15 protein-coding genes are annotated in these 21,587 nt (G+C 74.8%); 3 read left to right on the plus strand and 12 right to left on the minus strand.

What is annotated here, in order from left to right; translation table 11 throughout:
- Positions 1-103 precede the first annotated feature (103 nt).
- The 9 genes from AB0G74_RS11610 to AB0G74_RS11650 all read right to left on the minus strand — a co-directional run bounded on the left by AB0G74_RS11610 (position 104) and on the right by AB0G74_RS11650 (position 13,378).
- Positions 104-1,645, minus strand: a complete 1,542-nt coding sequence (locus AB0G74_RS11610) for an FAD-dependent oxidoreductase (RefSeq protein ID WP_361143643.1) — start codon at positions 1,643-1,645, stop codon at positions 104-106.
- Positions 1,642-2,529: an aminotransferase class IV gene (locus tag AB0G74_RS11615; RefSeq protein ID WP_361143646.1), complete on the minus strand. Its 888-nt coding sequence runs from the start codon at positions 2,527-2,529 to the stop codon at positions 1,642-1,644. Before AB0G74_RS11615 ends, AB0G74_RS11610 begins: the two co-directional genes overlap by 4 nt.
- A gap of 1 nt (position 2,530) precedes the next feature.
- Positions 2,531-3,799, minus strand: coding sequence for an FAD-dependent monooxygenase (locus tag AB0G74_RS11620; RefSeq protein WP_361143649.1), 1,269 nt, complete (start codon positions 3,797-3,799; stop codon positions 2,531-2,533).
- A 58-nt stretch (positions 3,800-3,857) separates the two neighbouring features.
- A complete protein-coding gene (locus AB0G74_RS11625; RefSeq protein ID WP_361143652.1) occupies positions 3,858-5,489 on the minus strand; it encodes an AMP-binding protein in 1,632 nt (543 codons plus the stop codon).
- A gap of 86 nt (positions 5,490-5,575) precedes the next feature.
- Positions 5,576-7,048 carry an AMP-binding protein gene (locus tag AB0G74_RS11630; protein WP_361143655.1) on the minus strand — a complete coding sequence of 491 codons (1,473 nt, stop codon included), beginning with the start codon at positions 7,046-7,048 and terminating at the stop codon, positions 5,576-5,578.
- A 130-nt stretch (positions 7,049-7,178) separates the two neighbouring features.
- Positions 7,179-9,302 carry an aminodeoxychorismate synthase component I gene (pabB, locus tag AB0G74_RS11635; RefSeq protein WP_361143658.1) on the minus strand — a complete coding sequence of 708 codons (2,124 nt, stop codon included), beginning with the start codon at positions 9,300-9,302 and terminating at the stop codon, positions 7,179-7,181.
- A 49-nt stretch (positions 9,303-9,351) separates the two neighbouring features.
- The gene (locus AB0G74_RS11640) at positions 9,352-10,716 is read right to left on the minus strand and encodes a 3-deoxy-7-phosphoheptulonate synthase (protein WP_361143661.1); all 1,365 of its coding nucleotides are present in this window, start codon (positions 10,714-10,716) and stop codon (positions 9,352-9,354) included.
- Positions 10,717-10,775: 59 nt separating this feature from the next.
- The gene (locus tag AB0G74_RS11645) at positions 10,776-12,230 is read right to left on the minus strand and encodes an aldehyde dehydrogenase family protein (protein WP_361143664.1); all 1,455 of its coding nucleotides are present in this window, start codon (positions 12,228-12,230) and stop codon (positions 10,776-10,778) included.
- On the minus strand, positions 12,230-13,378 hold the full coding sequence (locus AB0G74_RS11650; RefSeq protein WP_361143667.1) for a phenazine biosynthesis protein: 1,149 nt from the start codon (positions 13,376-13,378) through the stop codon (positions 12,230-12,232). Before AB0G74_RS11650 ends, AB0G74_RS11645 begins: the two co-directional genes overlap by 1 nt.
- 339 nt (positions 13,379-13,717) lie before the next feature.
- On the opposite strand from AB0G74_RS11650, the gene AB0G74_RS11655 reads away from it, so the two are divergent.
- From AB0G74_RS11655 to AB0G74_RS11665, 3 genes are all read left to right on the plus strand, one after another.
- Positions 13,718-14,197, plus strand: a complete 480-nt coding sequence (locus AB0G74_RS11655) for a carboxymuconolactone decarboxylase family protein (RefSeq protein ID WP_361143669.1) — start codon at positions 13,718-13,720, stop codon at positions 14,195-14,197.
- 184 nt (positions 14,198-14,381) lie between these two features.
- Positions 14,382-15,005, plus strand: coding sequence for a hypothetical protein (locus tag AB0G74_RS11660; RefSeq protein ID WP_361143672.1), 624 nt, complete (start codon positions 14,382-14,384; stop codon positions 15,003-15,005).
- Entirely contained in the window at positions 15,002-16,189 is a 1,188-nt protein-coding gene (locus AB0G74_RS11665; protein WP_361143675.1) for an FAD-dependent monooxygenase, read from the plus strand. Before AB0G74_RS11660 ends, AB0G74_RS11665 begins: the two co-directional genes overlap by 4 nt.
- Here AB0G74_RS11665 and AB0G74_RS11670 read toward each other — a convergent pair.
- From AB0G74_RS11670 to AB0G74_RS11680, 3 genes are all read right to left on the minus strand, one after another.
- Positions 16,183-17,346, minus strand: a complete 1,164-nt coding sequence (locus AB0G74_RS11670) for a ParB/RepB/Spo0J family partition protein (RefSeq protein ID WP_361143679.1) — start codon at positions 17,344-17,346, stop codon at positions 16,183-16,185. The genes AB0G74_RS11665 and AB0G74_RS11670 overlap by 7 nt on opposite strands.
- Positions 17,347-17,833: 487 nt before the next feature.
- The gene (gene pcaB / locus AB0G74_RS11675) at positions 17,834-19,252 is read right to left on the minus strand and encodes a 3-carboxy-cis,cis-muconate cycloisomerase (protein ID WP_361143866.1); all 1,419 of its coding nucleotides are present in this window, start codon (positions 19,250-19,252) and stop codon (positions 17,834-17,836) included.
- Positions 19,253-19,323: 71 nt separating this feature from the next.
- A complete protein-coding gene (locus AB0G74_RS11680; RefSeq protein WP_361143682.1) occupies positions 19,324-21,336 on the minus strand; it encodes an FAD/NAD(P)-binding protein in 2,013 nt (670 codons plus the stop codon).
- Positions 21,337-21,587 lie beyond the last annotated feature (251 nt).

Consider the following 21,587-nt stretch of genomic DNA (forward strand, 5'->3'; position numbering starts at 1 on the left):
CCCGTGATCGCACCCCGTACCACCGCCCGCCCGGACCGTGCCGCGCCCGGACCGGGAGCCGGTCCCGCCCGGACCGGGGCAGGCCAGGTCAGGTCAGGTCAGGTCACTGGACGGGTATCGACTGCGGGAAGGTGAAGAAGCCGTCCGGGTCGTACTGCCGCTTGATCGAGCTCAGCCTCGGCAGATTGGCGCCGTAGTAGGCCCGCGCCCAGTCGGGCAGGACCGGGTCGGGGAAGTTCACGTACGAATGCCCGTTGGAGTACGGGTCGATCGCGCCGAAGACGCCGTTCAGCCAGCTCTGGGCGGCCGCCGCGTCCTCGGCGGCGGGCGTCGGCGAGCCGAGGCTGACCGTGATCGTCCCGCTGTACAGCGTGTTCCGGTGCGGCCACGCGGTCGAGCCGACCGACGGCAGATTGGCGTTCTTGCCCAGGCCGAGGAGGCTGACGACCCGCCCCTGACCGGCCCGCCGGTCCGCGTCGAAGGCGGTCAGAAACCCGTCCACGCCGCTCTGGGGCAGGATCCGCTCGAACATGCGGCCCCGGTTCTTCGCCCAGCTCTGCCGGGGCAGGGTGGCCTCCGGGCTGCTGCCCGTCGTATGACACGCGTCGACCGTCCGGTCCTCGCAGCCGAAGACCCGCATCATCGCCCGGTCGTACGGGACCTCCGAGACGGCCCGGGTCGCGGGCGGGGCGCCGACCAGTGAGACCAGGGCGGCCAGTTCGGTCTCCAGCTCCGCCGCCGTCCCGAAGTGGACACCGGAGACGATGATCACCGGCTGGTTGCCGGGCCGGGCGTCCCGCAGGGAGACGACCGCACCGCAGGCCAGATCGGCGGACGCCTGGGCCGACCAGTTCAGGAAACCGGGCACGGCCCGCTGCGCCTGGTCCCAGCCCCAGGTCAGCACATAGTGGCCGACCCTAGGGATCGTGGTGGGCGCCAGCCGGAACTCGGTCACCACACCGAAGTTCCCGCCGCCACCGCCGCGCAGCGCCCACAGCAGATCGGCGTGCTGGTGCTCGGAGGCGGTGACGATCCGGCCGTCGGCGAGTACCACCCGGGCCGATACCAGCCGGTCGGAGGCCGGACCGTACTTCCGGTACTGCCAGCCCGTCCCGCCGCCGGTGACGAACCCGCCCGGGCTGACCGTCGCGCAGAACCCGCCGGGGACGGTGATGCCGTGCGGGGTGAGCCGGGACACCACGTCCACGGCCTGGACGCCCGAGCCGAGCGCGACCGGGCCCGGTCCGGCCTCGGCCCTGACATGGTCGATCCGGGTCAGATTGATCACCAGGCCCTCGGTGGTCGACCAGCCCGCGCCGTTGTGGCCGCCGCTGCGGATCGCGGTATGTATTCCGTGGTGCCGGGCGAAGAGCAGGGCCGTCCGGACGTCCCACTCGTTCTCGGCGTAGACCACCGCCTGTGGTGTGACGCTGTCGAACTGGGCGCTGGCCAGTTGCCGGGCCCGGTCGTAGTCGGCGTCGCCCGGCAGGACCACGTCGCCGGTGAGCATGTCGCGCAGCAGGCTCCACCGGGTGCGGGTGTGCCGCCGCCGGGGCAGGGCTCCGGCGGGGCCGCCGGTGGCGAGCGCTCCGGCGGTGGCGCTGAGGCCGGTACCGGCGGCGAGTAAGGTCCTGCGGTCGATCATGTGGGGATGCCCTTTCGAGTCGGTTCGGGGGTGTCGGTACATCGGTCGTCGCGGGGCGGCGGCGCGGGCAGCGGCTCCGCCGTCTCCCCGAGTACGCGCCGCCAGTGCCCGGCCCGGGGGGCGGGGGCGGCGGGCCGGCCGGCACCGGCCCAGTAGGTCACGGGCCGGATCCCGTGCAGGGCGTTGACCAGCCAGACCTCGCGGTCGTACAGCTCGGCTGGGGTGGCCCGGCCGGGTCGTACGGTGATCCCGAGCCGGTGGGCCGCCCGCTCGATCAGGGCGCTGGTGACGCTGGGCAGTACGTGGTCGGTGGCGTCCGGCCGGACCAGTTCGGGCCCGTCCCACCAGAGCAGGCCCGCCGTGGTGGACTCGGTGACCCGGCCGTCGGCGGTGGTGAACAGGGCGTCGTCCGCTCCGGCGGCCACGGCCCGGGCCCGCACCTCGGCCAGCAGTTCCAGGTCGGGCCCCTTGCGGCGGGGCGACAGGCGGGGATCGGGGTGGGGCCACGGCAGTACGCGGATGCCCGTACCCAGCTCCGGTGCCGTACGCAGCAACAGGGCGAGGCCGCCGTCCGGGGCCAGCTCCGCGCGGGGGAACCAGGAGCCGGTACGCGGGAGTTCGGCGACCAGGTCCCGCCAGAAGCGCTCCAGGTCCTCGTCCGCCAGACCCTCCTGGCGGCAGGCGCCGAGGAATCTGTCCCGGTGGTGGCCGATGCCCCGGACCCGGCCCTCCGCCACCAGCCAGGAGTCGGCCGCGGCGAGCCCGCCCGGCGGGGCGGTGTCCGCCGGGGCGAAACCCCGGCCGGGCGTCCAGCCGAGCCGCCGCCCGGCGGGCGGGGCGTGCGGGGTCTGCGGGGCGGGTGGGGTGTGCGGGGTGTGTCCCATCTCAATATCGTCCCTTGGTGGTACCCGCCACGCCGTGGCGCGGACCGTACGGGGCCCGCTCCAGCCACTCGCCGCAGGACGGCACGAGCGGGGAGAGCGCCGCGCCCGCCGCCTGCCGCAGCCGGGCCAGCCGGGTCCGCGGGCGCAGATGGGCCAGGGCCGTCCGGGCGGCCTCGTTGTTGAACTCGGCCGCCTCCTTGCGCTTCGTACCGAAGTCGCCGATGGCCCGCAGCCGTTCCCCCGGCCGGGCCAGGGCGTCGGCGACGGCGTCCGCGGCGGCGGCGGAGTCGGCGATCCCGCTGTTCATGCCGCGGGCGCCGAAGGGCGGGAAGAGATGGGACGCCTCGCCGACCAGGAGGACCCGGCTCCGGGCGTCGGTGAAGGTCTCGGCGACCACATGCAGGAAGTGGTAGCGGGAGACCCACAGCAACCGGTCGGCGTACTTCTCGCCGACGACCGCGGCCGTCCAGCGGGCGGCCCGCCGCTCGTCGGCCCACTCCTCGGGGGTGTCGTCGTCCTTGCACTGGAGGTCGAGCTGGAAGCCGCCCGCGAACGGCACCCGCATCACGCTCCGGCCGCCGAGCGCCGGATGCTCGTAGACGAACACCCGCTCCAGCGGCAGCGGATCGGCCGGGTCCTCCTCGACGTCGACCACCACATGGAAGGCTTCCGAGCGCTCCCCCCGCATGGCGATACCCAGGGAGCGGCGGACCCGGGAGCGGGCGCCGTCCGCCCCGATCACGTACTGGGCCTCGTGGACGGTGCCGTCGCCGGTACGGACCAGGACCCCGTCGGGGGAGGTCTCCACCTCGGTCACCGCCGCTCCCCAGCGGATGTCGACGCCCGCGTCGAGGCAGGCGGCCAGCAGATGGCGCTCGGTCTCGACCTGCCGCAGGCTGGTGAACGGCGGGTTGGCCCCGGCCTGTTCGGGCCGTTCGGTCCGCCCGGGCCGTTCCGGGCGCGGCGGGTAGCTGCGGGCGAAGACCTCCTTGTCGCGGTAGACGGTGCGCCGGGTGGGCCAGATGACGCCGTTGTCCACCAGGGTCCGGTCGAGACCGGGGCGCATCCGGCCGAGCAGGTTCAGTGACTCGCGGTGGACGAACAGGGCGCGGCTGCCGGGCCGTACGCGGTCGCTCGGATCGGCCTCCAGCAGGACGACGGGCAGGCCGCGGGCGCGGAGGGCGAGTGCGGCGGTGAGTCCGACCGGTCCGGCTCCGACGACCAGGACCGGTATCCGCCGGGACGGCGGGCTGGGGTGCTCATCGGGCATGGGGTACGTCTCCCGGGGCGGTTTCGGCGGGGCTGGGACGGTCGGCGGGGTCCACAGGTCACGCCCCGGGCCGGTCGGCCGCACCGGGCGCGGGCGCCGGTGCCGTCTGTTCGCGGAGCATCCGGGTGATCTCGACCCGGCGGACCTTCCAGGTCGAGGTCCGCGGCACGTCGTTGAACGGCCAGTGCAGCGGGGCGGCCAGGGGCGGCAGATCGGCGGTGGCGCGGGCCCACCGTCCGGGGTCGAGGGGCTCGTCGCGGCGGGTGCAGATCACCGGTACGGGCTCGCCGCCGGGGCCGATCACGATGATCGCCTCCAGCAGCTCCTCCAGCCGGGACATCAGGGTGTCCTCCAGTTCGAGATTGCTGTCGATGTGGTCGATCCGGTCGACCTCGCGGTCGATCAGATGCAGCTTGCCGAACCTCCCCAGGTAGCCCATGTCGCCCAGCCGCCACCAGCCGTCGGTGATGTTCCGCCGGTAGCGTTCGTGCTCGCCCAGGTAGGTCATGATGGTTCCCCGGCCGCGCAGTTCGAGATGGCCCGGCTGGTTCCGCGGCAGGACCCGGCCGTTGTCGTCGACGACCCGGAGCCTGATGAAGCCCGGCAGGACGTAGCCGACGTCGCGCCCGTCGTTCCGCCCGGCGCTCTTCTCCGTGTACCAGGCGCCGGAGATGGGGCCGGTCTCGCTCTGCCCGTAGAGCTGGATCAGCAGCGGGCGGGGGCGCCGGGACGCGGCGAGCAGCCGCTGGATGGTGCGGGGGTGGATGGCGTCGAAGGTGCTGCTGTAGTAGCGGACGCTGGAGAGCGGCGCGCCGGGCGCGTCGACCAGGTCCTCCCACTGGATGAAGTTGTTCGGATGGGTCTCGACCAGTCCCGGGCGGTGCCGGACGAAGATCGGCGCGATCTTGTCGGGGTCGGGGTCGCTGAGGACGACCAGCGGGTTGCCGTAGTTCAGGAAGACGCCGAGGGAGTGGAAGAAGCGGGAGTGCACGAACGACATGCAGAGCGCCACGGTCTCCGACCCGCGGATCGGCCAGGCGATGATCTGCTGGGGCAGCAGCCGGTGGAAGAGTGCCCGGGCGTTGTGGACCATCAGCTTGGAGACACCGGTGGTGCCCGAGGTGTGGGTGATGAGGGCGGGCTCGGAGGAGTGCATCCGTACGGCGGGCCGTCGGGGCGCCCCTTCGACCTCGGCGATCAGCGGCAGTTCACCGTGGCCCTCGGTGCCCGCGAGCAGTGTGCCCCGGGTCAGGTCCCGGACGGGGAGTCCGTCCAGCGGGCCGGTCAGCTTGGCGACATCGGTGATCAGCCACGGTCCGTCCAGCCGGGTCAGCAACTGGCCCACGATCTCCCCGGAGAGCGCGGAGGAGATCATCACCGGGACCGCGCCGATCCGGGCCGCCGCGCAGGCCAGCAGGGCGATGTCGAAGTTGTCGGTCTTGTGGACGGCGATCCGCTCGCTCGGCCGGACGCCCAGCTCCCAGAGGCGGGCGGCGAGGTCGGCCACCACATCGGCGAGTGAGGCGTAGTCGAAGTCGGTGCCGAGGGCCGGGAGGGTGGCCAGCGGCTGGTCGAGGGTGACCGGGGTGCCGGGGTGCTTCGCGGCGGCCCTCTCCCACAGCAGGCCCAGGTAGAAGGCCCGTTCCGGCGAGGGGTTGGCGCGCTTGGCGAGCCGGGGGAAGGTGAACATGGCGCGGCTGCTTTCTCTGCGGGGAACGGCGGAGGAGGGGCGGGGCGGGCCGGGATCCGGCGGGCGGCGGTGGCGGGCGGGCCGGTTCACCAGGTGCCCTGCCGGACGGCGAAGCGCTGGAGCTTTCCGGTGGCGGTACGCGGCAGGGAGTCGACGACCGCGACACCGCGCGGGACCTTGTACGGCTCCAGATGGGCGCGGGCGAGGGCGACCAGCTCCGGTTCGAGGTTCGCGGGTACGGGTCCGGTACGCGCCGGGACGACGAAGGCGCGGAGCTTCGACGCGCCCCGTTCGTCGGGCAGACAGGCGACGGCGACGTCGTGGACCGCCGGGTGCCGGGCCAGTACTTGTTCGACCTCCACCGGTGAGAAGGTGACGCCGCCGACCATTTCGAGGTCGTCGGTGCGTCCCTCGTGGACGAGGTCGCCGTCGGCGGTCCGGACGACCCGGTCGTGGGTGTTGAGCCAGCCGTCGACCAGGTTCCGGGCGGTCTCCCGGGGCAGGTTGTGGTAGCCGGTGGTGACCGTGGGGCCTTTGATCCACAGTTCGCCGGGGGTGCCGTCGGGGACGGGCCGGCCGTCCCGGTCGCGTAGCTCGACGGCGAAGCCGGGGACCGGGCGGCCGATGGTGCCCGGGACGTGGTGCCCGGGGCCGTTGGTGGTGATGGCGTGCCCGGCTTCGGTGGAGCCGAGCTGGTCGTAGACGGGGGCGCCGAGGAAGGCGGTCGCGCGTTCGCGGAGTTCGCCGGTCAGCCGCTCACCTGCGGAGACGGCGGCGCGGACGGTGGCGAAGGCGGCCGGGTCGGTCTCGGCGACGAGATTGGCGTAGGCGGAGGGGACGGCGAAGAGATAGCTGACCCGGTGTCCGGCGGCGATGGCCGCGATCCGGGCGGGCTTCGGCGGTCCCGGCTCCAGTACCGCGCGGGCGCCGGACCACAGGGGGAACGCCAGGGAGTTGCCGAGGCCGTAGGCGAAGAACAGCTTCGAGACCGAGTGGATGACGTCGTCCGGGCCGATCTCCAGGATCTGCGCCCCGGCGCCCGTGTGGTAGCGCGCCAGGTCGGCGTGGCGGTGGACGACTCCCTTGGGCAGGCCGGTGGTGCCCGAGGTGTACTGGAGATAGAGGGGGTGGTCGCCGTCGACCGGGGCGGACGGGGCGGGGAGCCGGGTCGCGGCGCTCCGGAGGAGTTCGGCGCCGCCGATCCGGGGATGGTCCGGCAGCAGAGCGGCGAACTCGGCGTCGGCGACGACGAGGGAGACGGCGCTGTCCTCGGCGATGTAGCGGTGGCGGTCGGCGGTGAGCCGGGGGTTGACGAGGACCGCCACGGCGCCGAGCCGGGCGGTGGCCAGGAAGGCGACGACCCAGGCGATGCCGTCGGGGAGGGCGATCAGGACCCGGCGGCCGGGCTCCACGCCGTGCTCGGCGAGTACCCGGGCGGCTTTGGCGGCGAGTTCGTGCACCTCCCCGTGGGTGATGGCGCTGTCGCCTTCGTGGAAAGCGGTACGTGTCGTCCACCCGTGCTCCGCGGCGGTCAGCTCAAGGGCTGCGGCCGTGTTCACCTGTGTGACTCCTGTCGTCGGTCGGTACGGGAGGGAGCGGGGCCGTGGGAGGGACCGGGCCCTTGGCATCCGGGGCCGGAGGAACCGGGGCCGTGGGAAGCACGGCCCCCGGCCCCGCGTTCCGGTCCGCTCACCGCCGGGCGGGCACCGGGTCGGCCGTGCGGTAGGCGCGCAGCGGGGCGGCGGCCTTGAGGACCATCTCGTCGAACTCGTCGTCGGCGTCGGAGTCGAGCACGATCGCGCCCCCGGCCCCGATCCGCCACTGGTCGTCGACCCTGACGGCGGTACGGATCACGATGTTCAGATCGGCGGTGCCGTTGGCGGAGAGCAGTCCGATCGAACCGGAGTAGACGCCGCGCGCCTCCGGCTCCAGTTCGTCGATGAGTTCCATCGTGCGGAGCTTGGGCGCGCCGGTCATCGAGCCGCCGGGGAAGCAGGCGCGGACCACGTCGACGGCGTCGGCGTCCGGCTTCAGCCGCCCCCGGACGGTGGAGACCAGCTGGTGCACGGTGGCATAGCTCTCGGTGGCCATCAGCCGGGGTACGTGCACGCTGCCGACCTCGCAGACCCGGCCGAGGTCGTTGCGGAGCAGGTCCACGATCATCAGGTTCTCGGCCCGGGTCTTGGCGCTGGCCGCGAGGGAGGCGCGGAGCCGTTCGTCCTGGTCGGGGTCGGCGCTCCGGGGCACCGTTCCCTTGATGGGCTTGGTCTCCACGGTGCCGGAGCGGTCGATACTGAGGAATCGTTCCGGCGAGGAGCTGGCTATCTCGACCCCGGGGAGCCGCAGATAGGCCGCGTACGGGGCGGGGTTGGCCCGGCGCAGGGCCCGGTAGTAGGTGTAGCCGTCGCCGTCGGCGGGGAGCCGGAGCGAGGTCGTGAGGCAGACCTCGTAGGTCTCGCCGGCCCGCAGGTTGCGCTGGATCTCGTCGATCCGGGCCCGGTACTCCGCCCGGTCGTGGGCGAGCCACCGCTCCGGGTCGGTACCGCCGCCGGTGGCGGGGACGGGCGCCGGCGGCCGAAGGGAGAGCAGGGCGGCGGCGGTCCGGTCGAGCCAGCGGGTGGCGGCGGTCTCGGTGCCGGGGGTGGAGTCGCTGAGGGCGAGCAGATAGGTGCTGTCCTGCTGGTGGTCGACGACGATCACCCGGTCGGCGAAGATCCAGGCGGCGTCCGGGGTCGGCGCGACATGTTTGTTGACGGAGCCGAGGTCGCCCTTGAGTTCGTAGCCGAAGTAGCCGACGTAGCCGCCGGTGAAGTCGAACGGTACGTCGGTGACGTCGACCCGGCGGCGCCGGAGCTGGGCCTGGAGGTAGTCGAAGACCGTACCCGGTGTCCGCTCCCGGGTGCCGTCGCCGCGTACGGTCTCCACCTCGCCGTCCGCGAGCCGGTAGCGGACGGTCTCGGCGAGCGGGCCGGACGCGTCGCCGAGATAGGAGAACCGGGAGCGGCCCGGTTCGACATGGGCGCTGTCCAGCCAGAACGCGGGGGCCGGGGAGTCCGCGTAGAGCCGGGTGAAGGCGGCCTCGGTGTCGACGGCGGTCTCGATGGTCCGGAGCTGGATCCGGTATCCGGCGGCCGGTTCCGCCGGTCCGGGGGTGGCGCGGGCGGGCCGGGCGACGGGCGCGGTGGCGGTGGCGGTGGCCGAAGGGACGGCGGTACGGGTGGACCGGCCCCGGCCCCTGGCCCGGGTGAGGTCGCGGAAGTTGGCCAGCATCCGGCGGCCGTACTCGGTGCACACGGACTCCGGATGGAACTGCACGCCCCACAGCGGCCGGACGCGGTGCCGCAGGCCCATGACGACGCCGTCCTCGGACCAGGCCGTCGCCTCCAGGGCGGAGGGGAGGGGTTCGGCGACGCTCAGCGAGTGGTAGCGCACGGCGGTGAAGCCCTGCGGCAGTCCGGCGAAGACGTCCTGCCCGTCGTGGTCGATCCGGCTCAGATAGCCGTGCCGGGGTTCGGGGGCGGGCACCACGGCCGCGCCCTCCGCGTGGCCGATGCCCTGGTGGCCGAGGCAGACCCCGAGCAGGGGGACGTCCGCGGCGGCGATGGCGCGGGCGGAGATCCCGAAGTCGCGCTCCCGGGCCGGATGGCCGGGCCCCGGGGAGATCACGACATTGTCGAAGGCGGACAGGTCGAGGTCGCGGGCCTGGGGCGCGTCATTGGTCATGACGACGGGTTCGGCGTCGTTGACCTCGGCGATCAGCTGGAAGAGGTTGTAGGTGTACGAGTCGTAGTTGTCGATCAGCAGAGTTCTCATGGCTCGGCTTTCTGGGAAGTCGCGGACGGTCGGCCGGCCCGGGGCCGGTTCATCCCTCGGCGAGCAGTTCGGCGACGGTCCTGGCGGCCAGCCGTGCCTGGTCGTCGTTGAGCCGGGGGTCGCACAGGGACCGGTAGGCGCGGCCGAGGCCCGCCTCGTGCGCGGGGCCGCCGTCGCCCAGGCACTCCGTCACGTGGTCGCCCGCGATCTCCAGATGGACGCCGCCCGGCCACTCACCGGCCCGGAACAGGACCTCGAAGAATCCGGCGGTCTCGTCGAGTACGGCGCTCATCCGGCGGGTCTTGACGCCGCCCGGGGTGGTGACGGTGTTGCCGTGCATCGGGTCGCAGACCCAGACCACGTCGTGCCCGGCCGCGCGGACGGCCGTGACCAGGCCGGGGAGGGCTTCCCGGATCCGCCCGGCGCCGAACCGGGTGATCAGGGTGAGCCGTCCGGCCCTGCGGTGCGGGTCGAGCCGGGCGCAGAGCCCGAGGACGTCCTCGGGGCAGGCGCCGGGGCCGATCTTGACGGCCACCGGATTGGCGACCCGGGCGAGAAAGGCGACATGGGCGCCGTCGGCCCGGCGGGTCCGCTCCCCGATCCAGGGCAGATGGGTGGAGAGCAGATACTGCTCCCCGGTGTGCGCGTCCCGGCGGACCAGGCACTGCTCGTAGTCCAGGACCAGCATCTCGTGGCTGGTCCAGAGCCCGGTCCGGTGCCAGCGCCCGGCCGTTTCGACGGTCCGGCCGTAGTCCTTGAGCACGGAGCGCAGACTGCCGTCCCAGGCCCGGTTGGGCAGCCCTGGGGCGTCCGGCCCGGCCGGGTACTCGGGCAGCAGCCCGGACGCGGTGCCGTGGGCGATCCGGTGGAGTTCGCCGAGGACGGCCCGGGCGCTGGAGTAGGCGGCGAGCATCCGCCGGGGGTCGGGGATCCGGCCGGTGTCGTCGGGGGCGTGGGAGTTGACCATGTCGCCCCGGTAGACCGGCAGCCGCCGCCCGTCGACGGTCTCCTCGGGCCGGGTGCGCGGCTTGGCGTACTGGCCCGCGATCCGGCCGACGGTGACGGTGGGCAGGGCGGCGCCGTCGCTGATGATCTCGGCCATCTCGCCCACGATCCGGTGCTTGCCCGCGACGGCGGCCAGGCCCCGGGCCCCCAGGGGTTCGGCGCAGTCGCCCGCCTGGAGCAGGAAGGACCGGCGGGCGGCGACATGGGCGAGGGCGGAGCCCAGCCGGCGGACATCGGCCGGGGCGGTGAGGGCGGGGGCCAGGGACAACTGGTCCTGGACCCGGTCCACCTCATGGGCGTCGGGCCAGCTCGGCTGCTGCTCGGCGGGCAGATTGCGCCAGTTGACGGCGGGCGGTACGGGGAGGACGGCCGGTTCCGGGGCGGCCGGTGGGACATCGGCGAAGGTCACGGCTTACTCACTTCCGTCGGTGGAGGGCGGGGCCACGGGCGGGGACCGCGTACGGGCCGTCAGGCTGCGGGCTCGGGTTCGGGCTCGGTCCCGGTGCCGGACTCGGGCTCGTACGCGGGCTCCGGCTCCGGCTCGGGCTCGGTTTCGGCCGTGATCAGGCCCTTCGGCTCCAGCAGGAACTGGGCCAGGCTGCCGTCGTGCGGTGTCTCGGGCGCGCCGGACCACGGCCGGACCCGCCCGGTGACCACCTTCCGTACGGTCGGCTCGCGCAGTACGGCCCCGGCCAGCTCCGCGTGCTCGCCGGGCAGCCCGACGACCAGCGAATTCCGCAGCGGCGCGACCCCGTCGGCGGGCCGCCAGGGCGCCACCACGACGAAGGGGAAGCCGAGTTCGGTCCCGGCGGGCGGGGCGTCGGCACGGTCGACGGAGATCACCAGGGGGCGCAGCACCACGGTCCCGTCGCCGGGGTCGGCGAGCGGGGCGCCGCCGTAGCGGTGGCTGCTGTGGTCGCGCGCGCCGTGGGCGGCGGCCAGGCCGACGGCGTGGTCCGCGAGGGCCTTGCCGTGTTCGGGGCCGAGCGCCGGTAGGGCGGCGCGCTCGTCCGTCACCGGACGGACCGGGAGGGCGGCGAGCCGCTCCGCGAGCGCCTCGGCGAGATCGTGGACGGAACCGCTGGTGAGAACGAGGGAGATGTTGTTGCACCGCACCCCGCCGTCGTCGGAGATCCAGCCGGCGAGGTCGTCGAGGAGTTCCTCGTCCTCCTGGTCCCCGGGGCCGAGCAGGACCTTGCTGCGTCCCGGGCCCCGGACGAGGACGTCGTTGCGGTGGCCGAACCGGGCCGCCGCCGCCGGGCCGCCGTACACCAGCCCCAGATCGGCCCTGGCCAGCAGGTTCTCACCGGACTCGTGGTCCCCGGGGAGAAATGCCACGGTGTCCGGGTCGAGGCCCGCGGCGAGCAGGGCGGTGACGAGTCTGCGCGGGGTGAAGGGGTCCTTGCTGCCGGGGCGGACCAGGACCCGGGCGCCCATGGCGAGGGCCCGTACCCAGGTGACATTGGGCTCGGGGTGGTTGTTGGGGACGACGGCGGCGAGCAGCGCGCCGCGCGGCACCCAGACCGTGCGGCAGCCGGGTACGGCGAACGGCGCGGGCAGCTCCGCCCGGTTGATCCGGTCGATCATCCCCAGGCTGTTCCCGATGTTGCCGACCGCGCGGGCGATGGCGCCGTACGGGGTGCCCGTGGCGAGGACGACCCGGCGGCGGTACGTCTCCGGCGACTCCCCGGCCAGTTCGGCCGTGGCGAAGAGTTCACCGGCGGCGGCGAACAGTTCGGGTACCGGGGCGGGCGCCGGGTCCGCCGCCCGCATCCGGTTGAAGGCGGCCTGGGCGAGCAGCCGGGGCGCGAGTCCGACCGTGGCGAGCGGGGTGCCGTCGAGGGCGGTGAGGACCGCCCGGTCCCGGCTGGGGACGTCCCGGCCGCCGATGACGGGATCGACGGCGGGCAGGGAGCCGGACATCAGTAGACCCCCTCGATCGCGGTCGCCGCGCCCTCGGTCCTCAGGGGCTGGATGTCGGCGAGGCCGTCGATGTCGTCGCCCTTGCCGGGCCGGACCCGGATCGCGGTGTCCCGTTCCGGCACATTGGGCAGGAACATGTCCCGGCTGAGCTGGTGGACGAGGACCTGGCCGCGTTCCCCGTACGCCACCGGCAGACCGGTCTCCGGGTGCACCAGCTCCACCACGGACTGCGGGAAGTAGGGCCGGAAGACGCAGGGGTGTTCGTCGCCGCTCTCCCGGGGGCGCTGCGGGGCGATGCCCATCACCGTATTGCCGTAGATGGCGGCGACCCTGGCCCGGGGGAAGAAGGTCTCCTCGATCTGGTGCAGCGATTCGGCGCTGATACTGGTACCGGCCCACAGGATCGCCTTCAGGGACCGCTCCAGCCGCTCGTACAGGCCGGGGCGGGCGCAGACCGCTTCCAGAACCGGCGGGGTGATGAACAGGACCGCGATGTCCTGGCTCGCCACGACGAGTTCGATCTGGTCGAGCAGATACTCGCGGTACTCGGCGGCGAGTTCCGGGCGGCCGGACGCGATCAGCCGCTTCACCCAGCGGGGATCGAAGTCCAGGGTGAAGCAGAGGGAATCGCGCAGCCGGGCCAGGTGCCGGACGGTCCGGCCGACGACATGCGGCCCGGTGGGGCCGACGTGGAGCCAGTGGCCCCGGCCCGGGAAGCCGTGCTCGGCCAGGACTTCGCTCACCCAGTCGACGTTGGCGGTACGCGCGGTGGAGTCCACCACGCGCTTGGGGGCTCCGACGGTGCCGCCCGATTCGAAGACCTCGAACCCGCCGGCCGCGCTCCCGGCCGGGATCAGCTCCTCCACCGGGACGGTCCGCAACTTGTCGCTGAGGTCCGGGAAGCGGCGCAGATCCGCCCAGTCGCGGATATCGGTGAGCGGGTCGAAGCCGAGCCCGGCGGCCTCGCGCAGCCAGAACGGGGAGCCGGTCGCGGGGTCGAAGTGCCAGTTCAGGACGGCGCGCAGATGCTCAGGGGCCTCGGGGTTCGGCGATCCCGCCGGAGCGGCCGGAGCCGCCGCAGCCTCGGGAGTCGTAGGAGTCGTACCGGGACTCCCCGCCGCCGGGGTGTCGTCTGCCAGCTCAGTCATAGGTCCAGCCGTTTCGTCGGATGGGTGCCAGCCGGCACCGGGGGATCGGTCACGAGTGCGCGCGGAGAGCCGTGGAGTGCCGTGGGGTGCCGTGGAGCCCGGGCGGGTACGCCCGCTCGCCGGGCGGCCGGGGCGAGGGTGGGGGCGGAACGGGTTGTGCGGCGGGTACGAGGCCGTGGGGGCGGGGGCTCAGGAGCCCGGACCGTCCCGGCCCCGCCCCGTCCCGAATTACCTTTTCCATGAGGCATCTTGGCGGTCAAGCATCACCCGGAGCCGCCCCGGTCAACTGCCGGACCGGGCACTGGCCGCCACCTGCGGGCCGCTCCTACTGTCCCCGCCATGACTCATGGGAGCAGCCGTAACCTCGACCTCGACGCCCTGTCCGGGCGGACCTACCAGGCCATGCACCGACTGGCCTCGACCGCCGCCGGGGCCGCCGGGGAATCCGGTCTCGAAGGCGCGCTGGTCGAACTGGTCCGCATCCGGGCCTCGCAGCTCAACGGCTGTGCCTTCTGTGTCGATATGCACACCGTCGACGCCCGCCGCGCGGGCGACTCGGAGCAGCGCCTGTACGCCCTCGCCACCTGGCGGGAGGCGCCCTTCTTCACCGAACGGGAGCGCGCCGCCCTGGAGTTCACCGAGGCCGTCACCCTGATCCACGACGGCCATGTGCCGGACGACGTGTACGAGCGCACGGTGAAGGTCTTCGGCGCGGAGCAGCTCGCCCAGCTCCTCTGGGTCATCGTGGTGATCAATGCCTACAACCGGGTCGCGGTCACCTCCCGGCGCGTCGCGGGCCACTACCACCCCGGCGCCTGACCGCCCCCGCCTCCCCGCCGCCTGACCCACCCCGGTTCCCCCGCCCCGGAGCCCACCCGTCCCCCGAGCCCGGCCGTCGTCTTCCGCCCGGCCGGGCTCACCGCCGCCCGAGTACCGGATCCCCCGGCCGTGGCCGCCCCGGCGACCGCGGCGCCCCCCCCGACACCAGTGAAGAGGGCCCGCCATGTCCGCCGCCCGGAGCAGTCCGATCCGTGTCCGACCGATCCGTGTCCGGCCGATCCGGGCCCTCCCGGTGGAGGCGTTCCACGACCCCTTCACCCGGCGGCTGCTGGCCCACCGCGGACTCACCACCGAACTGCTGGAGCGGCGCGAACGGTGCCGCCTGCGGATCCGGGTCCTGGAGCAGACCCCGGCCGCGCCGGAACTCGCCGACCCGGGGCTCCGGGACGTACTGCGGCTCGCCCCCGGTGTCCCGGCGCTGTCCCGCCGTACGGAACTGGTGACTCCGCTGGGCCGGGCGGTCTCCCGCAATCTGGTGCTCGGCCGGGTGCCGTCCGACGCCTCGGTCGCCGCGTCCGTCACCGGCCGGACCGCCCCCCTGGGCCGCGCCCTGGCCCGGCTCGGCGTGCCGAACCGGCGGACCCTCCTCACCACCGGTCTGGGCGAATGGCCGGGACCGGACGGCGCCGCGCCCGCCGCCGCCCGGGAGTACCTGATCCATCTGGCGGGCGAGGCGCCGCTCTACGTACGGGAGACGTTCCATCCCGCCGTGGCGCCGCCGCTGCCGCGCCCCGGCCACCCGGCGCTGTTCCCCGGGTTCCGCCCGCCCCTCGGCAGGACGGCATGAGCACCGGGGCCGCCGCGTCCGTACCCGCGTCCGCGTCCGTGTCCGCCGCCGTAGCCGTGGTCGGGGCCGGACCGGTCGGGCTCACCGCGGCCCTGGCGGCGCACGCCCGGGGCCTGGAAACCGTCCTGCTGGAGGCGCGTCCCCGGGACGCGGTACGCCCCGGCAGCCGGGCCGTCTTCGTCCACCGGGCCACCCTCGACCACCTCGCCCGGGTCGACCCCGGGCTCTCCTCGGAGATCACCGCGCGCGGCCTGGTCTGGAGCACCAGAAGCACCCTGTGGGCGGGCCGCCCGGTCCACCACCGGGTTTATCCCGCCCCCTCCGGACTGGTCCCCTTCACGTGTCTGGCGCAGAACGAGGTCGAGGACGTGCTCCGCCGGGCCTGCGACGCGGCGGGCATCCGCACGGTCTGGGGCGATGCCGTACGGGAGCTGGAGCACCGCCCCGGCGGCGTCCGGCTGCGTACCGCCGCCGGTACGGCCTACGAGGCCGGTCATGTGATCGCGGCCGACGGCGCCCGGTCCGCCGTCCGCGACCGCGCCGGGATCGAGCTGGAGGGCAGCACGTCGGAGACGGAGTTCGTCGTCGTCGACGTCGCGGGCGCGCCCGATTCCGGCGCCGCCCGCGTCTTCCACTACCGGCATCCCGCCGCCGGGGGCCGCAATGTGCTGCTGGTCCCGTTCCGGGGCGGCTGGCGGGTCGACGTCCAGTGCCGCCCGGGCGACGACGCCCGGCGGACGGCCGCCACCGCCGACCGCTGGGTGCCGCGACTGCTCCCCGACGTCTCCCCGGTACGGATCACCTGGACGTCGGTCTACCGCTTCCAGCGACGGGTCGCCGCCCGCTTCACCGACCCCCGCCACCGGGTGCTGCTGGCGGGCGAGGCCGCCCACCTGCTGCCGCCGTTCGGCGCGCGGGGGATGAACTCCGGAGTCGTGGACGCCGTCGAGGCCGCCCGCGCCGTCGCCGAGGGCACGGTCCCCCGGTACGCGGCCGAGCGGCGGGCCGCCGCGATCGCCAACGTACGGGCCGCGGGCGCCGCCCTCGACCATCTGCTGGCGGAGCGGCGCGGCCAACGGGTCCGGCAGTGGGCCGCCGCCCGGGTCGCCGCCCACCGGCCGGCCGCGGGCCGCTGGCTCGACGCGGCGCCCTACGGACCCACGACCCGTACGGTCACCTACTGACGGCCGGTACCGGGAGCCGGGAGGCCGTCGGCGGGCCCGGGCGGGATCCGGTGCGCCGCCCGGGCCCGGCGGGCGAAGCTGTCCCACACCCGGGCGTTCTCCAGGGCGAGACCGGTGACGGTGTCCACGCGGTGCGGCGGCAGTTCGGTGGCGAGCCCCTGCCAGTGCGCGGTGGAGAGCGCGAGCGCGCTCAGCAGCCGCAGCAGCAGCCGACCCGTCTCGCTCTGCCGCATCGCCGGGTCGCCGCAGAGGCGGCGGTAGACGTCCGCCGGATCCTGCCCGCCCCGGTCCCCGCCGCCCGCGCCCGCGCCGCCTTCGCCGTTCCGGTCCCGTACGGCCGGGGGTTCCGGGGCGGCGCCGGGCTCCGTACGGTCCCGGAGGTGGCGCTCGCCCGCCCGCTGCCGCGCCGGTACGGGATCCTCCCCGCGCAGCATCCGGTTCCGTACGTCGCGGACGGTGGCCGGGGCGAGCCCGGTCCGCCGGGCGATCTCCCGCAGGGACGAGCCGGGGGAGCCGGCCAGCAGGCGCTGCGCCTCCCGGCGGGCCCCCGCCGTGCTCAGCGGCCGTACCCGGCCGTCCCGGCCCAGACGCTCGGACGACGCCGTGCCGGGGGAGTCCGTACCGGGGTCGGCGTCCCGGCGCAGGGACGCGACGGTATGGGGGGAGAGCCCGGTCACGGCCGCGATCGCCCGGTCCGACCAATGGGGGCGGGTCAGCAGGACGCGTTCCGCCGCCGCCGTGCGCTCGGCGAACGTCAGCGGCAGACCGTGCCGGGTGTTGGCCTCGACGGCGTACAGGAAAGCCTCGTCGGCGGTGCAGTCGAGGAACCGCGCCTGGATCTCCTCCCGTTGCCGCAGCTCGGCGGCGCGCAGCCGGTACGTGCCGTCGACGATCCGCATGGTCGGGCGGTGGACGACGATCGGCGGCAGGGCCTCCTCGGCGGCCATCAGGGCCCGCAGATGCTCCGCGTTCTCCGGGTCGGTACGGGGGGAGTCGGCGGGCCGCAGCACGGAGAGCGGCACCGGCGACGCGGCGGTGGGCTGCTGCCGCGAGCGGCCGGAGGGCCGGTGGTGCGCGGGACTCGCGGGACTCGCGGGGTGCGTGCGATTCACGGGGCGTACGGGTGCCGTGGCGCCCGTCGTCGTCTTCGGTTTCATGCCTCTCCTGACACCGGGTGTCCGCCGGGACGGGCCGGGGTGGGCAACCGCGCGCCGCGCACAGTTGCCCACCTGGGCCGTGTCTTCAAAATCGCGCCCGGCCCGCGACGCCCGGCCCGCGCGTTCTCCCCCGTAGCCCTTGGGGCACGGTGGGGGTCCCCCCGGGCGGAGCCCAGGGGGCGTGCCCCCGGCGTTGTCGGGGTTCCCGAGTACGTCCGGTACGAGGGAAACCGCCCCCTGGCGCCGCCGGGGACGCCGCACCGCCGTCGCGACCGCACGCACCGGACGCCGCGGGCCGCGCCCTTCGGGCGGACGGCGCCATTTCGAAGACATGGCCCGGGCGGCCGTCCTTCGCCGTTCGTGTCCTGGGTCGTTGTCGTCCGTCGGCCGGGTGCCCGGCCGGGTGGTCACGGCATCGGCGTCCGGCCACCCGGCCGGGGGAACTCCGCGGCCCGGGGCCGTCGTCCGGGCCCGGGCCGTCGCGCGGTCAGCCGGTCCGGCCGGCCGCCGAGCCCGTGCCCCCGCCGGACTCCAGGGCGCGGTCCACGAGTTCCGCCGAGGCTCCCGTGTAGCGGAGCGGGTCGAGGAGCCCGGCGAGCCGCTCCGGGCCGAGCCGGTCCCCGACCCCGGGACGGGCCGCCAGCACCTCCCCGAGGGTCCGGCCTTCGCGGTCGGCCGTCGCCGACGCCTCGGTCAGCAGGGCCTTCGCCGCCGCCCGGCCCAGGTGCGGGGCGAGGGCGGCGGCGACCCGCTCGGAAACGACCTGACTGCCGGTGACGGACAGGTTCTCCCGCATCCGCCCGGGGTGCACCCGCAGTCCGGCGATCAGTTCCACGGCGGTGTGCGCGGCGCCGCCGGTCAGCCGCAGACAGCTCCGCAGCAGCTCCCACTCCGCGTGCCAGGCACCGGCCGAACGCTCGTCCTCGGCCAGCAGACACTGCGTCAGACCGGCCGCGAGCAGCGGCACCTGAAGGGCCGAGGCCCGGATCAGCGTCGCCAGTACCGGATTGCGCTTGTGCGGCATCGCCGACGAAGCGCCGCGCCCGGTCCCGCCCGGCTCCGAGACCTCCGCGACCTCGGTCCTGCTGAGCGACTGGACGTCCAGGGCGATCTTGCCCAGCGCCCCGGCGGTGGTGGCGAGCGCGCCGGCCAGATCGGCGACCGGGGTACGGAGCGCGTGCCAGGGCAGCCCCGGGTCCGCGAGCCCGGTCTCTTCGGCGAAGGTCCGGCCGAGTTCCCGGGCGTACGAGCCGGTGTCCCGGCCCCGGTCCGGGCCGTCCGGCTCTTGGCCGTCCAGCTCCGCGTACTCCAGATATCCGGCCAGGGTCCCGGCGGCACCGCCGAGCGAGACCGGGAGCCCGCCGTCGAGCAGCCGCCCGAGCCGGTCGGCGCAGTCGTCCAGCAGCCGCCGCCAGCCCGCCGCCTTCAACCCGAAGGTGATGGGGACGGCCTGGAGTCCGAGGGTGCGTCCGGCCATCGGGGTGTCGCGGTGCTCGGCGGCCAGCCGGGCCAGCAGCTCCGAGCCGCGCGCCAGATCGGCCACGACGAGCCGCAGGGCGTTCCGCGATACCAGCATCGCGCCGGTGTCGAGGATGTCCTGGCTGGTGGAGCCCCGGTGGACGTATTCGGCGGCGGCCGGGTCGGTCTCCGCCACGGCGTCGGTGAGGGCGCGGACCAGCCCGACCACGGGGTTGGCCGTCTCCCGGCTGCCCAGGGCGATGGCGCGGCAGTCGAACCGCTCGGCCCGGGCCGTCTCGGTGATCACGGCCGCCGCGCTCTTCGGCATGGTGCCGAGCCGGGCCTGGGACCGGGCGAGCGCCGCCTCGGCGTCCAGCATGGCCCGGAGCCAGGCCAGGTCGCCGACGGCGGCTTCGACGGGGGTGCCCGCCCGGACGGGTGTCAGCAGGCCGGTGTCGGGCTCGGCCGCCGGATGTGCCGACTCGTCGGCCGTATGCGGTGGTCCGGCCGGGCGATCGTTCACCGGGCCACCTCGGACATGGTGTGCGGGCCGGGTCCCGGGGCCGCCGGGTCCGGGACCGGCAGCGGTTCCGTCAGCGCCGCCGCCGGGTCCGGCAGTGGCGTCGTCGGCGCCGTCAGCGGGGCCATCAGCGCGGCGGCGATCGCGTCGGAGTCCCCCAGCGTCACGGAGTCCACACCGGGGCGGATGCCCGCGGCGGTGGCCCAGTGCACGGCCTCGGTCGGTACGCCGTAGGCGAATCGGCGGGGATGGGGGCGGCCCCGGGCGTCGATCACATGGCAGGGCCGTTCGGTGACCGCGACCGCGCCCGTCCGGTAGCCGGTCCCGCCGGGCGCCCCGGGCACCGTGTGCGGGCGGGCCTGGCCGGACGCGAGCAGTTGGGCGAGGAGGGGATCGGCGGTCTCCGGCAGGTCGGGCACCGGCAGCCGGGCCTCGATCAGGACCCGGCCCGGTACCGGCTCCCCGCCGACGGCTCCGGACCGGGCGGTGAACACCCCGGTGTCGTCGTCGGTGCCGATCCGCAGCTCCGGCCCGAGGACGTCGAGGACGTCCGCCTCGATCAGCGCGATCATCTCCTCGATCCGGCCCGCGGGCGGTCCGATCGAGAGGAAGGCGTTCAGGGGGGTGTACCAGTGGTCGAGGTGGGCGCGGTGGGACTCGCCGGTGAGTCCGGCGTGGTCGACGGCGAGCCGGACCTCGTTGCGCAGATCGCGCAGCACGTCGAGGGCGGCCTTCACCGGTCCGCTGACATTGCCCTGACGGGCCTCCGCGAGATCCTTCCGGAGGTAGCCGAGGAGCCAGCTCCGGTAGTCGGCGGGCCCGGTGAACTCGCGGCCCCGGTGCGGGTGGGCGACCCGGTCCCAGTCCCACCGGTCCCCGGCGGCGACCCCGAACCGGTCCAGGACGGCGGTCCGTTCCCCGGCGGTCCCGGCCGCCAGGTAGGCGGCGGCCAGCCGTTCGGCGTCGCCGGCCCGGCCCGCCCGGCGCAGCAGGGCCTCGTAGTAGACGCACTCCACCTCGCGGGAGATCAGCGACCACAGCTCGGTGTGGAAGTCGATCCCGGTATCGCCCCGGCCGCGCAGCCGGGCGACGGCCCCGACGGTCAGCAGCCGCGGTGAGTAACGGCCGTACGCGCCCTTCTCGTTGGCGCCGCGCGAGTGGTACGGGACCCCGCGCCGCGACCCCGCGACCAGGCGCGGCTCCGCCCCGGACGGCCGGTAGACGAGCCGGTCGCCGACCCGTTCGTAACCGCCGCCCCGGCCCTCGGTGAAGAGCGCCATATGGTCGAAGAAGTTCAGCCCGAGGCCGCGGAGGAGTACGGTCTCGCCGGGCCGGACCGAGGAGAGGTCCAGATCGGCCGGGTTGGCCGGGGGGACGTAGCGGAGTCCGTGGCGGCGCGCGAAGGCGGCGTGGCCGTTCTGGGTGCGGTCGGCCCGGGACGGGGTGTGTCCCAGGGCGAGTACCACCGACGCCAGGCCCGCCAGGACGGTGCCGTCCTCCAGCCGCAGCCGCTGCCCGCCGCCGGGTTCGTCGTCCAGGGCCACCGCCCGGCCGGTGTGGACCCGTACGGTGACCGGGGCCGGTGCCGTGCCGACCACCCGCCGGAACGCCCACTCCAGATAGCGGCCGTAGAGGGCCCGGGTCGGGTAGTCGTCCGGTCCGAGGCCCCTGACCTCGGGGAGTACGGCGTCGGTCAACTCGCCGAGCGGACCCATCAGGGTGAGGAACCGGGCCCACTCGTAGAGGCTCGGCCCCTCGGTCACCGGTCCCGTCATGGTCACCGAGTCGTCGGTGAAGACCGTGACCTGGGACGCCACCGTGTTCATCAGCAGATGGCGGCTCTGGTCGGTCCGCCACACCGCCCCGGGGCCGGGCGGGAAGGGGTCCACTACATGCACCGTGACCGGGGTTTCGGCGCGCTCGCGGGCGAACCGGGCGCAGAACCGCTCCAGTACGGAGAGTCCGCGCGGTCCGGCGCCGACGACGGCTATCTCGTGCCGGGACCGGCTCACCGGGCGACTCCCCGCCGGGCCGCGCGCGTTCCGGCTCCTCCGGACACCGGAACGTACGGCGGGACGGGCCGGACAGGTCTTGCGGGTCGAGCGGATCGGACAGGTTGGACGGACAAGATGGTCTCCCGAGGTCGTTCGGCCTGTGTGCCTGCCGATCTGGTCGCGTCGGACGGGGTTCCGGGTGCCGGTGAAGGTCCTGCCGGTGCTCCGGCCGCGCGTCGGTGCCGCTGTCTGTGCTGGTTCTGGTGCTC

It is taken from the genome of Streptomyces sp. NPDC020875, from assembly GCF_040641415.1.
Taxonomy (GTDB): Bacteria; Actinomycetota; Actinomycetes; order Streptomycetales; family Streptomycetaceae; genus Streptomyces.

Bases quoted from the DNA above. Each gene is read 5' to 3' on its own strand.
- AB0G74_RS11610 (WP_361143643.1), bottom strand. From the start codon at position 1,645: ATGATCGACCGCAGGACCTTACTCGCCGCCGGTACCGGCCTCAGCGCC.
- AB0G74_RS11615 (WP_361143646.1), bottom strand. From the start codon at position 2,529: ATGGGACACACCCCGCACACCCCACCCGCCCCGCAGACCCCGCACGCC.
- AB0G74_RS11620 (WP_361143649.1), bottom strand. From the start codon at position 3,799: ATGCCCGATGAGCACCCCAGCCCGCCGTCCCGGCGGATACCGGTCCTG.
- AB0G74_RS11625 (WP_361143652.1), bottom strand. From the start codon at position 5,489: ATGTTCACCTTCCCCCGGCTCGCCAAGCGCGCCAACCCCTCGCCGGAA.
- pabB (WP_361143658.1), bottom strand. From the start codon at position 9,302: ATGAGAACTCTGCTGATCGACAACTACGACTCGTACACCTACAACCTC.
- AB0G74_RS11645 (WP_361143664.1), bottom strand. From the start codon at position 12,230: ATGTCCGGCTCCCTGCCCGCCGTCGATCCCGTCATCGGCGGCCGGGAC.
- AB0G74_RS11650 (WP_361143667.1), bottom strand. From the start codon at position 13,378: ATGACTGAGCTGGCAGACGACACCCCGGCGGCGGGGAGTCCCGGTACG.
- AB0G74_RS11655 (WP_361143669.1), top strand. From the start codon at position 13,718: ATGACTCATGGGAGCAGCCGTAACCTCGACCTCGACGCCCTGTCCGGG.
- AB0G74_RS11660 (WP_361143672.1), top strand. From the start codon at position 14,382: ATGTCCGCCGCCCGGAGCAGTCCGATCCGTGTCCGACCGATCCGTGTC.
- AB0G74_RS11665 (WP_361143675.1), top strand. From the start codon at position 15,002: ATGAGCACCGGGGCCGCCGCGTCCGTACCCGCGTCCGCGTCCGTGTCC.
- AB0G74_RS11670 (WP_361143679.1), bottom strand. From the start codon at position 17,346: ATGAAACCGAAGACGACGACGGGCGCCACGGCACCCGTACGCCCCGTG.